This is a genomic window from Duganella rhizosphaerae (genome assembly GCF_040364205.1).
GTDB lineage: Bacteria > Pseudomonadota > Gammaproteobacteria > Burkholderiales > Burkholderiaceae_D > Rugamonas > Rugamonas rhizosphaerae.
Genome location: NZ_BPWK01000018.1, coordinates 1 through 13,745 on the forward strand (window position 1 = coordinate 1; position 13,745 = coordinate 13,745).

Here is a 13,745-nt window from a genome sequence, read left to right on the forward strand (position 1 = left end):
GGCGGCCAGGCGGGCTTCGATTTCACCGAGCTCAATGCGGAAGCCGCGGATCTTGACCTGGAAGTCGTTACGGCCCAGGTATTCGATGCTGCCGTCGGCCAGGTAGCGGCCGAGGTCGCCGGTCTGGTACAGGCGGGCGTCGGGACTGGCGCCATAAGGGTCGGCGATGAAGCGTTCGGCGCTCAGCTCTGGCCGGTTCAGATAGCCGCGGGCGACACCGGCGCCACCGATGTAGAGCTGGCCCGTAGCGCCGATCGGTACCGGTTGCAGCGCGCGGTCGAGTAGATAGATGCGGGTGTTGGCGATTGGGCGGCCGATCGCTTCAAAGGCGGCGCCGGGCTCGCTTGCTCCGGCGCGCTGACAGCTCGACCAGATGGTTGTTTCGGTTGGACCGTACAGGTTCCAGACGGCATCGACCCGTGCCGCCAGTTGCGCCGCCAGCGCGGCCGGCAGGGCCTCGCCGCCGCACAGCGCGGTTAAGCCGGCGGCGCCCTGCCAGCCGCGGGCGAGCAATAAGCGCCAGGTGGCGGGTGTGGCTTGCATGCGGGTGATCCGGTGTTGCGTCAGCGCTGCGGCCAGCAGTTCGCCATCGGCCACTTCGGCCTGGTCGGCGATGACGAGCTGGGCACCGCTGATGAGCGGCAGGAACAGTTCCAGCGCGGCGATATCGAAGGACAGCGTGGTGACGGCCAGCAGCTTGTCGTGCTGCCCCATGCCGGGCGCCTGGGCCATCGCAGTCAGGAAATTGACCACTGAACGGTGCTCCACCATCACGCCCTTGGGCTGCCCGGTGGAGCCGGAGGTGTAGATCACATAGGCCAGCTGGGTGCTGCGCATGCCCAGGGCGGCGGCGTCGGGATTGCTGTCCGGCTCGGCCGCAATGAGCTCGGCGTCAGTGTCCAGGCACAGTGCCGGCAGGTCGTCGGCGGCCAGACGCGGCAGCAGTGCTGCGGCCGTCACCAGCCCCACCGGGGTGCTGTCGGCCAGCATATACGCCAGCCTGGACGGCGGCAGCGCCGGATCGAGCGGCACGTAGCAGGCCCCGGACTTGAGGATGCCGAGCACGCCGATCAGCATGTCCAGGCCGCGCTCGACGCACAGCGCCACCCGTTGGTCCGGTCGTACGCCGCGCGCCAGCAGCGCGTGGGCCAGCTGGTTGGCGCGGCGGTTCAGCTGTTCATAGTTCAGTTGCAGCGCGCTGAAGCGCGCCGCTGGGCGCGCCGGATAGGCTGCGCACTGCGCCTCGAACAGTTGATGGATTAGGCTGTGCGCGGGGAAGTCTGCGGCGGTGGCGTTGAAGTCGACGCGCAGCTGACGCCGCTGTACCGGCGACATCAGCTGCACCTGGCTGACAGGCTGCTGGTCGTCCGCCAACATGCTGCCCAGTACGTTGAGCAAATAGTCCACATGGCGTTCCATGCTGGTCCGGTCGTACAGGTCGGTCGCGTAGTTCAGCACGCCGGCCAAGGTGTCGCCGGCGCCGGCCAGCACCAGCGACAGGTCGAACGGCGTATGGTGGTTGTCCGCGCTGTGGTGCGACAGGCGCAGGCCGGGCAGTTCCAGCTCGCCGTCGTACGGAGTGTTGTCGAGTGTCAGCATGGCCTGGAACACGGTGCTGTGGCCGGGGCTGCGTTGCGGCTGCAGTAGTTCCACTACCTGTTCGAACGGCAGGTCCTGGTGGCTGTAAGCGCCCAGCGTGGTGGCCTTGACTTGGGCCAGCAACTGGGCCACGGTGTGGGCATCGTCGAGCCGCACGCGTAACGCCAGCGTGTTGACAAAAAAGCCGATCAGCGGCTCCACCTCGGGCCGCGCGCGGTTAGCCACCGGCGTGCCAATGACGACCTGGTCTTGTCCCGCCATGCGCGACAACAGCACCGACCACGCCGCCAACAAGGTCATGAACAGCGTGGTGTTGTGGCGCTGGGCCAATGTGCGCAGGCGGGCCGTGAGCGCCGCCGGCAGCCGTAGGGCGACGCTGTCGGACCGGTAGCTGGGCGTTGCCGGGCGCGGCCGGTCGGTGGGGTAGGCCAGCAGTGCCGGCGCACCGGCCAGTTGCGCCTGCCAGAACGCACCTTGGTCGCGCAGCAGCGCGCCGCTCAGCCACTGGCGCTGCCACAGCGCATAGTCGGCGTACTGGATCGCCAGCGGCGGCAGCGGATCGGTCTGGCCGCGGCTGAACGCGCCATACAGCAGCTGCAATTCCCGCATCAGCACGCCCATCGACCAGCCGTCGGAAATGATGTGGTGCTGCACCACGCGCAGCAGGTATTCGTGCTGCTCCAGGCGGACCAGCCGGCCGCGGATCAGCGGACCGTTGGCCAGGTCGAACGGGCTGTCGGCGTCGGCGTCGGCCTGTTCGGCAGCCAGCTCGGCCGGCGTGGCGCCGCGCAGATCGCATTCGCTCAGCGCGAAGCCGGTGCCGATGCTGGCGATGCGCTGGCACGGCCCGTCACCATCGTCAGGAAAGCTGGTGCGCAAGCTCTCATGCCGCGCCACGATGCGGGCCAGCGCGGCGTGCAGCGCCTGCACGTCCAGCTTGCCGCTCAGGCGCAGCGTGAACCGCATGTGATACGCCGCTGCCGTGGCTGGATCGAACTGGCTCAGGAACCACAGTCGCTGCTGCGCCCAGGACAGTGGCAAGCGTTCGCCGCGCGGCGCGGCGACCAGCGCCCCGGCCGGCGCCGTGCCGGCGCGGTGTGCATCTTCTAGCAATACGGGCGCGCGGGCGTTCAGGTTCGCATCATTCATTGTGGGCATCTCGGCGATGGCGCTCACGGCGGGCAACAACCCCCGTGGCAGGAAGGGGAATGTTGTTTTTATAGAAAGTCGACGAGCATATATGCGAGATCACTTTTTAAGAAAACTACAACAGGTTGCGGATAGTACAGGAGTGTTCTTTTTTATACAATAAGATGCAATGTTGTTGTTTTTTTACATGTTCCCGCGTGAAAAAAAACCGAATTATGCTGGACTGCGGCGGTAAAAGTTGCAAATAATAGTTGCCAATAGTATTTACATATCTATTAATTGTTTCCTTTTATCTGGGCTTGACTTACTATTTGCCGAGTTGAAAAGATTGTAATTTTAAAATTGAAGATTGATACATCTTGTCAATCGCGCAAGTATAAAAGAGAAGCCAGTGTTTCGTTCGAGCCCGTTGCTGTTGCGTTTTATCTTGTTCCTGTTGCTGCCGATCGCCGTGCTGAGCTGGTGCGGCGCTCGCTATCTGCGCGCCAGCCAGCCGCGGGTGAGCGGCCAGCTGCAGGCGGCCGGTCTGGATGGCGCCGTGAATATCGCGCGCGACCGGCAGGGCGCGGCCCATATCAGCGCCACCACCGAGCACGACGTCTATTTCGCCATGGGCTACGCGCACGCGCAGGATCGGCTGTGGCAACTGGAGCTGCATCGCCGCATTGCGCAGGGCCGCTTGAGCGAGGTGCTCGGTCGCCAGGCCCTGCAACAGGATGTGTGGTTCCGGACGCTGGGTCTGTACCAGTCAGCCGCCAGCGCTTGGCCGGCGCTCAGCACGGAGGCCCAGGCGTCGCTGACAGCGTACGCCGCCGGCGTCAACGCCTGGCTCGCCAGCGACCCGGTGCTGCCGCCAGAATTCCTGCTGCTTGGTATCCGCCCGGCGCCGTGGGCGCCGCTCGATTCGCTGGCGCTGGTGAAAATCTTCGCGCTGAACCTCGCAGGCAATCTGAACCAGGAGGTCGAGCACCTGGTCGCCGGCCAGGTGCTGGATCGCGATCAGATGCAGTCGCTGTATCCCGCCTATCCGTCGACGGCGCCGGTGACGACGCGGCCGGGCGCCATGGCGCCGCCCGCGTTGGCCGCGCTGCTGCCGCTTCAACAGCAGATTGAACGGCAGTTGCAGATCGGCGGCCGTTATGTCGGCAGCAACGCGTGGGTGGTCGCTGGCCGCCTGAGCCAGGATGGCAAGGCGTTGCTGGCCAACGATCCCCACATGAGTCTGGAGATGCCGTCGTTGTGGTACGCGGTCAGTCAGCGCGGCGGCGCGCTAAGCGCCCGGGGCATGAGCCTGGTTGGTCTGCCGGTGGTGGTCTTTGGCGCCAACGAGCGCATCGGCTGGGGCGGCACCAGCATGATGGCCGACGTTCAGGACCTGTATTTTGAGCAAGTCGACGCGCTCGACCCGCGCCGCTACCGTTCCGGCAACCAGTGGAAAGCCTTCGCTTCGCACAAGGAATGGATCACGGTCAAGCCGGATTTCCCGGCCATGTTGCGTGAGAAGCCGGCGCCGGTCGCGATCGAGATCCGCCAGACCGAACGCGGGCCGCTGCTCAGCGACGTCGTGGGTGCGTTCAACCAGCCGGTCTCGCTGCGCTGGACCGCACTCGATGACGGCGACACCAGCTATGAGGCGTTTTTTCGCCTGTCGTACGCCGGCGACTGGAGCGCGTTCCAGGTCGCCATGGCCAAGCTGGTGGCGCCTGCGCTGAACATGCTTTACGTCGACCGCGCCGACAACATCGGCTATCTGGGCGCCGGCCGCGTGCCGCTGCGCAGCCGTGGCAGCGGCGACGCGCCGGTCAACGGCTGGAGCGGCGAGTACCGCTGGATCGGCCAAATCCCGGCGGCGGAGATGCCGCGCAGTTTGAACCCGCCCGAAGGCTACATCGTCTCGGCCAACAACAAGGTGGTGGGGGCCGACTATCCCTACTTTATCTCCAACGACTGGGCGCCGCCGGCGCGCGCCGAGCGAATCGAGCAGATGTTGCGCCAGCAGATCGACGCTGGCCAGCGGCTCACGCCGGCGTACACCCAGGCTATGCAGAACGATGTGCTGGACCTGGAGGCGCGCCGCATGCTGCCTTTGCTGACCGCGCTGACGCCGCGCACGCCGCGCCAGCGCCAGGCGCTGGACTACCTGCGCTCCTGGAACGGCGAGATGGCGACGGGCAGCCAGGCTGCGGCGATCTACGCGGTTTGGATGCCGCAGCTGCGGCGCGCCCTGTTCGCGCGCCAGATGACGGCCTACTGGAATCGGCCGGAGCAGGGCGGCTACCTGGACGCGGTGGCGCTCAACACCTCGACCGAAGTGCTGTACCAGGCGCTGCACGCGCAGCGCGGCGGCTGGTGCGGCCGCAGCGGCGCGGGCGACTGCGCCACGATCATGCTCAATTCGCTTGACGACAGCCTGGCCGAACTGGACCGGCTGGCCGGCGCCGAAATGGGGGGCTGGACCTGGGGCGGCCTGCACCAGATCCGCTACCAGCACACGCCGTTCAGCGCGGTGCGGCCGCTGCGGCCCTGGTTTAGCCGGCATCTCGCGAGCGGCGGCACGCCGTCCACGGTCAACGCCGCCAGCGCGGTGCCCGGCGGCGCCGATGGCTACACGCAGAATTTCGGCGCCGCGTTCCGCCAGGTGATCCGGCTGGGTGACGGCGGCTATTGGTACATCAACTCCACCGGCCAGTCCGGCCATCCGTTCAGTCCGCATTTCGATGACATGATCGCGCCTTACGCCAGCGGCCGCTATTTCACGCTGGATGCGGCCGCCGCTGCGGCGTCCACGCTGACGCTGACGCCGCTCCGCTAACGAGGAACCCGCATGAAACTGTTTGCCGCATTCAGCGCCGAGGCGCCCAACAAGGTGTTTTTCTCGATCGTGCTGGGCGCGCTGGCCGGGGTGGCGTACGCGTTGTTGATCCCGCTGGTGCTGGCCAGTCTGACGGTCGAGGTGGAGCGCGGCGCGCCGCCGACGCCGTATATGTTCGCGACGTTTGCGGTGTCGCAGCACCGCTTCGCCGCAGTGTTTTTCTTCACCTGCGTCTTCATTCTGGTGGCCCGCTCGCTGTCGCAGATCATGTTGCTGCGGGTCTCGATGGACATGACGACGGCGTTGCGGATACGGCTCTACCACCGCATCGTGCGCGCCCCGGTAGCCTACCTGGAGCGCGTGGGCTCATCCAGGTTGATCAATGTGCTGACAGGCGACGTCAACCGGATCGTGATGGGCGCGCGCTTGTTGCCGGACTTGTTGATCAGCATAGTCACGCTGCTCGGCATGCTGGGCTTCCTGTTGTATACCAACAGTGCAGTGTTCTGGTTCGTGCTTGGCGCCATCGCCGTCGGCGCCGTCACCTACCAGTTGCCGATGTATCTGGGCAATCGTCATTTCACCCGCTCGCGCCAGACGGTGGACCACCTGCTGGAAGCGATCAACGGCCTGATCCAGGGTGCCAAGGAACTCAAGCTCAACGAGGAAAAGCGCGCGCACTTCTTCCGCGACATGCTGGTCGCCAACGAGCACCATATCCTGCGCAGCGACAAGCGTGGTTACACCTTGCACCGGGCCGCCATGAATTATGGCGACTTGATCAGCTTTTTCGTGATCGGCATCATGGCCTTCGTGTTCGTCAACTACCATGTGATCAGCAACCCCGAACTGGTGGGCGTGATCATGGCGCTGTTGTACGTCACCGGCCCGGTCAACGCGATTCTGAATTTCGTGCCGCAGGTGCTAGTGGCCCGCATCTCGCTGCGACACCTCAACGTGGTGCTGCGTGAACTGCCCGAGGAAGCGGCTGAGGTTGCGGTCGAACTGGCGCCGTGGCAGCTGCTGCGCTTTGAGCAAGTGGCCTACCGCTACCAGGGCGAGGAGGGCAGCGGGTTTGCGGTTGGCCCGCTGAGCTTTGAGATCGCGCGCGGCCAAATCACGTTTGTGGTGGGCGGCAACGGCTCGGGCAAGTCCACCTTGAGCAAGCTGATCACGCTGCACTACCTGCCGGCGGCCGGCAGTATCTGCTTCGGCGCCGGCCAGGTGGACGACGGCAATCGCCATGCCTACCGCCAGCAGATCTGCGCGATCTACACCGACTACTACCTGTTCGACAGGCTGTGGGACCACGCCGACGAGGCTGGGCGGCAGCGCATCAACGATTACCTGGTGGCGCTGCGGCTGCAACACAAGGTCAGCGTGAGCGATGGCCGCTTCTCGACGCTGGCGTTGTCGGACGGGCAAAAGAAACGGCTGGCGCTGCTGGTGGCGCTGCTGGAAGACCGCCAGCTGTACCTGTTCGACGAGTGGGCCGCAGACCAGGACTCAACCTTCAAGGAAGTGTTTTACAACAAGCTGCTGCCGGAGCTCAAGGCTCGCAACAAGGCGGTGGTGGTGATCAGCCACGACGAGCGTTATTTCTGCGTGGCCGACAAGTTGCTGATTATGGAGGAGGGCCGGTTAGCACGCGTCGAGGGCGGTCAGGGCTGTGCCGCGCCGCCGCTGCGGCATGGCGCGGCGCCGGCCGCGCGCACGCTGGAACAGGCCTGACGACGACCGCTCACCTTTCGATACCACGACCATGACCATGACCATTCGCCCCGCCTTTCCGCTGACGCTGACCCAGGCCGACATCTATTTCGACCAGGCGCGCCACCCCGCGCTGCCGCTGTACAACGTCGGCGGCTACATCGAGCTGGGCAACATCGACCCGGTGCGGCTGGCGCAGGCCCATGGCAGGCTGGTGGGCGGCCACGACGCCTTCGGGATCCGCATCTGCGACGCCGGCCCCGAGGTGATGCAATCGATCAGCGACGAACGCGACACCGAACTGGCCCTGCACGACTTCAGCGCTGCGGCGGCGCCAGAGCAGGCTGCGCGCGCCTGGCTCGACGCGCTGTTCCAGACGCCGCTGCCGCTGCACCGGGCCGAGCTGTTCCGCGCTTACCTGCTCAAGCTGGCGCCGCAGCGGTACTGGTATGTGGGACTGGCGCACCACCTGGCCATGGACGGCTGGGGCTTTGCCAACTGGGCGCGCCAACTGGGCTGCTGCTATCACGAGCGCGCCGATGACGGCGGCCAGACCTATGCCGACGCGCCGCAGGCCTGGCGCGCGGTGGTCGAGGCCGACCAGCGATACCTGGCCGGGCCGCGCTGCACGGCGGATCGCGACTACTGGCGCGCCAGCCTGGCGCGGATGCCGGAACCGCTGCTGGCGCCGCTGGCCTTGGCCCGCCAGAGCGCCCCTGGCGCCAGCCGGCGCAGCAGCATCAGCCTGAACGCGGAACGCATGGCTGGCCTGCGCCAGCTGGCGCAGGCGGCCGGCGTTGGCTTGCCGCAGGCGCTGGCCGGCCTGCTGTCGGTCTACCTGCGCGCCGTCTGCGGCAGCGAGCAACTGGTGCTGGGCATGCCGGTGCACAACCGCGCCGGCGCCGCGCAAAAACAGATGGTCGGGGTGTTCACCAGCGTCAGCCCGTTGCTGGTGGAAATGGCGCCGGGGCTGCGCGTCGGCCAGCTGTTGCGGGGACTGGCCGAGCGTCAGCGCGCCAACCTGCGCCACCAGCGCTATCCGCTGGGGCGCATGTTGCGCGACCTGGGGCGCCAGGCGGACGAGCCACTGTACGATGTCGGTTTCAGCTATCTTAAGCTCGACAGCGAGTTCGTGGTGGGCGGCGAGGCTGCCCAGCTGGTGTACCTGAGCCATGACCACGAGGCGAGGCCGTTGATGCTCACCGTGTGGGAATATGGCCAGCAGGCGGCGCAACTGCAGTTCGATTGCAATCTGGGCTATTTCAGCGCGGCGGACATCGCCTTGCTGACGGCCCGCTTCGCGCATATGCTCGACCAGTGCGGTGGCTGGGCGGAGCGCACGCTGGACGGGTTGGATATTCTGCCGCCTGCCGAGCGCAGCCGCCTTGTGGAAGAATTCAACCGCAACAGCGGCGCGCCGGCGCAGGCCGCCTATCTGCACGCGGCGTTCGAGGCGCAAGCGCGCGCCACCCCGGCCGCGCCGGCCGTGTGGGCAGGTGGCGCCACGTTGGACTACCGCCAGCTCAACGAGCGCGCCAACCAGATCGCACACCGCCTGCGCGCGGCCGGCGCCGGACCTGGTACGCTGGTCGGCGTGTGCCTGGAGCGTAACGCCGACATGATTGCCAGCCTGCTGGGCGTGCTCAAGGCCGGCGCTGCCTACGTGCCGCTCGATCCGCGCTATCCGCCGGCGCGCCTGCAGGCCATCGTCGACGACAGCGCGCTGCACATCGTGCTGAGCCAGGAGACGCTGCGGCATGCTCTGCCACCCGGCGTCGAGGTGCTAGCTGTCGACCTGGCCGACACGCTGGCTGGCCAGCCGCACAGCGATCCCGACGCCGCGGCCGGCGCCACCCCCGAACAGTTGGCCTACGTGATCTACACTTCCGGCTCGACCGGCAAGCCGAAGGGCGTGGCTATCCGCCACCGCAACGCCGCCGCGCTGGTGCAATGGGCCGGCGAATGCTACACTGCCGACGAGCTGCGCAGTGTGCTAGCCAGCACCTCGCTGAATTTCGACCTGTCGGTGTTCGAGCTGTTCGTGCCGCTCAGTTTTGGCCACCGTTGCGTGCTGGTGGACGATGCGTTGGCGCTGCTGGAGCATGACCACGACGTCAGCCTGGTCAACACCGTGCCGTCGGCGATGCGGCTGCTGCTGGAACGCGACGCCGTCCCGGCCTCGGCGCGGGTGATCAACCTGGCCGGCGAACCGTTGCCGCGCCAGCTGCTTAACGACCTGCTGGCACGCGATCCGCGCCGCAAAGTGTTCAACCTGTACGGGCCGTCGGAGGACACCACCTACACCACCTGCGCGCTGTTTACCGCGCCGGTGGCGGGCGCGCCCGGCATCGGCCGCGGCATCGCCAACACCCGGCTGTACGTGCTGTCGCCGGCGGGCGCGCTGCTGCCGCTGGGCGCGGTGGGCGAATTGTACATCGGCGGCGCCGGTGTGGCGCAAGGTTATCTGCACCAACCGGCACTGACGCGCCAGCGGTTTGTGGCCGATCCCTGGGACCCGGCGCCGGACGCCCGCTTGTATCGCACCGGCGACCTGGTGCGCTGGCAGCACGATGGGACGCTGTCCTTCATCGGCCGCACTGACGAGCAGCTCAAGGTGCGTGGTTTCCGCGTCGAACCGGGCGAGATCGAAGCCTTGCTGATGGTTGACCCGGCCGTGCGCGACGCCGTGGTGGTGGCCGCCGGCCCGGTCGAGGCCCGCTATCTGGCGGCCTATGTGGTTGCCCGCGACGTCGGCGCCGACCGGGACGCGCTGATGGTGCGCCTGCGCGCCGCGCTTGCTGCGACGCTGCCGCCGCACCTGGTACCGGGCGTGCTGGTGCCGCTGGAACGCCTGCCGCTGTCGGCCAACGGCAAGGTGGACAAGCGCGCTCTGCCGGCGCCGCCGCGCAACGACGAGCGGCCCCACGCCGCGCCGTCCACGCCGGCCGAGCTGGTGCTGGCGCGCATCTGGTGCGCCTTGCTGGAGCGGCCGCAGGTCGGCGTCGACGACGATTTTTTTGCGCTGGGCGGTCATTCGCTGCTGCTGATGCGGATGCTGCACGCGGCACGTGCGGACGGTCTGGTGCTGAGCGTGGCGCAGGTATTCCAGTGGCCCACGCTGGGCGCGCTCGCGCGCGCGGCCCAAGCGCAGCCATCCGGCGCGGCGGTGGGCCTGGTGGCGACGCCGCCGGCGGCCGCACTGGCGCTGTCGTGCGCGCAGCAGCGTGTCTGGCTGGCTGCCACTCTGAGCGGCGGCGCGGCCAGCGACAGCAATATCGTCGGGCGCGCCACGCTGGCGCGCTCGCTGGACGCCGATCGCCTGCGCGCCGCGCTGGCGCGGCTGGGTGCGCGTCACGAGGTGCTGCGCACCCATCTGGTGCTGGCAGACGGCTTGCCGCAGCAGGTGGTGGTGGCTGAGGCGCCGGTCGCGCTGGCATGCCACGACCTGTCCGCGCTGGCGCCCGCCGCGCGCGCGGCTGCGGTCGAGACGCTGCTGGCCGAGCATGCGGAAGCGGCCTTTGACCTGGCATGCTTGCCACTGTTCTCGTTGGTGATGCTGCAATTGGCGCCGGCACAGACCCTGTTGCAGATCAGCATACATCACCTGATCGCCGATGGCTGGTCGGTGGTGCTGTTCTTCGATGCTCTGCTGGCCGCGTACGATGACACCGCCGCCCCCCATTTCCCGCCTGCCGCGGCGGCTCTGCAGTACCGCGATTACGTGGCTTGGCAGCGCGACTTCCTGCTGGGCGAGGTGGCCGAGGCGCAGCGGGCATTCTGGCGCGACTACCTGCGCGGCGCCAGCGAACAGCTAATGCTGCCGTTCCAGGCCCCGACGCCGAGCCGGCAGGGCCCCCCAGGCCAGTTGCTGCGCCTGGTCGTGCCGGCCACGCTGGCGGGCGCGCTGCGCACCTTGGCGCGCCAGGCGCGCGGCTCGCTGTTCAATGTGGTGCACGCGGCGCTGGCACTGCTGCTGGGCCGGCTTAGCGGCGAGACCGACTTGAATATCGGCGTGCCGGTCAGCGGGCGCCATCTGCCCGGTAGCGAAGAGGTGCTGGGCATGTTCCTCAACAACCTGCCGCTGCGCAGCCGTATCGACCTCGCCCAGCCCTTCGACGCGTTCCTGCTCGCTCAGGTCGCGAATGCGGCATCCGCGTTGTCGCACCAGGACCTGCCGTTCGAGCATATCCTGGCGCTCAGCGCGATCGGACGGGCGGCCGATAGCACGCCGCTGTTCCAGGTCTTCCTCAACATGCTCAGCCTGCCGCGCGCGCGTGACGGTCGCGACCTGTTTGCCGACGCCTTCGCCCACATGCCGGCGCTGAACAACAAATTCAACCTGAGCCTGTATGTCAGCGAGGGCGAGGCCGACGGCGCGGTCGGTCTGTACTGCACCTACAACCATCGGCTGCTGGCACGTGCCGATGTCGAACTGATGCTGGAACAATACCTGGTGCTGCTGGCACAGGTGGCGGCCGACGCCGGACGCCGCTGCGGCGACTATGCGTTACGCGCCGGCACTGCCGGTAGCGATGGTCTGGCCCTGCCGCGGCTGGCGGCGGCCAAGCTGCCCGATTACCTGGCGTCGCTGGCGCTGGAGTGGCTGGGACCGGTCCAGTGCCAATTCGACGCAGTGGCGCAACGCTGGCCGGCGCGGCGCGCGCTTGAATGCGGGCCGCGCGACTGGACCTATGCCGAATTGCGCTGCATGGCCGACGGCTACGCGGAGCGCTTGCGCGCGCTGGGCGTGCGTCCGGGCGACGTGGTCGCCGTGCTGACAGAGCGCCAGGATGCCCTGGTGATCGCCACCTTGGCCATCCTCAAGGCGGGCGCGGCGTTCATGATGCTGTCGCGCACCGTGCCCGAGGCGCGAGTGCTGCTGCAGGTCGAGACGGTGCCGCCGCGCTGCCTGGTCGTGTTCGACGTCGGCGCGGTTGGGGCGGCGCTGGGCGAGCGCCTCGACCAGATTGGTTGCGCACGCTTGGTGGTGGCGGCAGATCGCGCGCTGCTGGCGGTATTCGCAGTCGGGGTGCCGGCCGCGCCGTCGGTGGCCAGCGACGCCGCCGACCTGGCGTATATCGCTTTCACCTCGGGCACCGAGGGCCGGCCGAAGGCGATCCGCGGCCGCCACAGCTCGCTGTCGGCGTTTATGCCGTGGATGAACCGGCAATTCGGTCTGAGCCCGGAGGACCGCTTTGGCATGCTGTCCGGGCTGGTGCACGATCCGCTGCAGCGCGATATGTTCACGCCGCTGTGTCTGGGGGCGACGCTGTCGGTGCCGCTCGAACAGGATCTGCAGTTCGACCGCCTGAATGACTGGCTGTTGGCGCGGCGATTGACGGTGCTGCACCTGACGCCGAGTCTGGGCAGCTTCCTGTCGAACGCGTGCGCGCGGCCGCTGCCGTCGTTGCGGCTCGGTCTGTTCGTCGGCGAGATCATCACCACCGCCCACCTGGAGCAATTCCGGCCCGCCGCGCCGTTCATGCGGGTGGTCAATATCTACGGTGCCACCGAGACCGGGCGCGCGATCAGCTACCACGACGTCGCCGCTTACGCCGATGCGGCCGACTATTGTACCGACGTGCTGCCGATCGGGGTCGGCATCGGCCACGTGCAGCTGTTGGTGGTCAATGCCTGCATGACGCCGTGCGGGGTTGGCGAAATCGGCCAGATCGCCACCCGCAGCCATCACATGGCGCTGGGATACCACGACGATCCACGCCTGACGGCGCAGAAATTCGTGCGCAATCCATACGGTGACGATCCCGCTGACCTGCTGTACCTGACCGGCGACACCGGGCGCTACCGGCGCGACGGCGTGGTCGAGTGCCTCGGCCGCAGCGACCGCCAGATCAAAGTGCGCGGCTTCCGAGTGGAGCTGCCCGAGATCCAGGTGTGCCTGAGCGCGCATCCTGCGCTGCGGCAGGTGGCCGTCATCAGTCGCCTCAGCGCGACGCGGGAGACTGAGATCGTCGCCTATGTGGTGCCGCATCAGGCCGGCGCGCCCGAGGCTGGCGCCTTGGTGCTGCGCGACTTTCTGGCCGCGCGCCTGCCGGACTACATGCTGCCTGCCGAGCTGATCTTCCTGGAGCAACTGCCGCTCAATGAAAATGGCAAGCTCGACGCGGCGCGCCTGCCGGCCGGCGCACCGCGTCTGGACGACGGTGCGCTGGCGGCGCCGGCTTCGCCGCTCGAGCAGCAGTTGCTGGAGCTGTGGCGCGCGCTGCTGGCGCGCGAACAGATCGGCGTCGACCAGGACTTTTTCCGCCTCGGCGGCCATTCGCTGCTGGCCACCCAGCTGCTGGCGCGGATCGAGCGGCAATTCGGGCTGGTGCTCAGGCACGGCGATTTCTTCAAGGACAATTCAATCCGGGCCGTGGCGCAACGTATCGGGCAAGCGCGCCTGGTGCAGGGCGTGCGGCGCAGTGGCGCGGCGCGGCGGCAGATGCGGCTGTAGGCCGGCGGCCCAGCTGGA

The 13,745-nt window shown here is 67.7% G+C and carries 4 protein-coding genes; 3 read left to right on the forward strand and 1 reads right to left on the reverse strand.

Annotated elements, in window-relative coordinates:
* Positions 1-2,748: non-ribosomal peptide synthetase (locus RUGAMON1_RS28055; RefSeq protein ID WP_445233598.1), on the reverse strand; the 2,748-nt coding region annotated here is incomplete at its 3' end.
* A gap of 391 nt (positions 2,749-3,139) precedes the next feature.
* On the opposite strand from RUGAMON1_RS28055, the gene RUGAMON1_RS28060 reads away from it, so the two are divergent.
* Genes RUGAMON1_RS28060 through RUGAMON1_RS28070 form a run of 3 tightly spaced genes read left to right on the forward strand, consistent with a single transcriptional unit; the run spans position 3,140 to position 13,727 of the window.
* On the forward strand, positions 3,140-5,560 hold the full coding sequence (locus RUGAMON1_RS28060; RefSeq protein ID WP_445233599.1) for a penicillin acylase family protein: 2,421 nt from the start codon (positions 3,140-3,142) through the stop codon (positions 5,558-5,560).
* Positions 5,561-5,572: 12 nt separating this feature from the next.
* A complete protein-coding gene (locus RUGAMON1_RS28065; RefSeq protein ID WP_445233600.1) occupies positions 5,573-7,291 on the forward strand; it encodes a cyclic peptide export ABC transporter in 1,719 nt (572 codons plus the stop codon).
* Between the two features lie 37 nt (positions 7,292-7,328).
* Complete coding sequence (locus tag RUGAMON1_RS28070; protein ID WP_445233601.1) at positions 7,329-13,727, forward strand: non-ribosomal peptide synthetase; 6,399 nt, start codon at positions 7,329-7,331, stop codon at positions 13,725-13,727.
* Positions 13,728-13,745 lie beyond the last annotated feature (18 nt).

Bases quoted from the DNA above. Each gene is read 5' to 3' on its own strand.
- RUGAMON1_RS28065 (WP_445233600.1), top strand. From the start codon at position 5,573: ATGAAACTGTTTGCCGCATTCAGCGCCGAGGCGCCCAACAAGGTGTTT.
- RUGAMON1_RS28070 (WP_445233601.1), top strand. From the start codon at position 7,329: ATGACCATTCGCCCCGCCTTTCCGCTGACGCTGACCCAGGCCGACATC.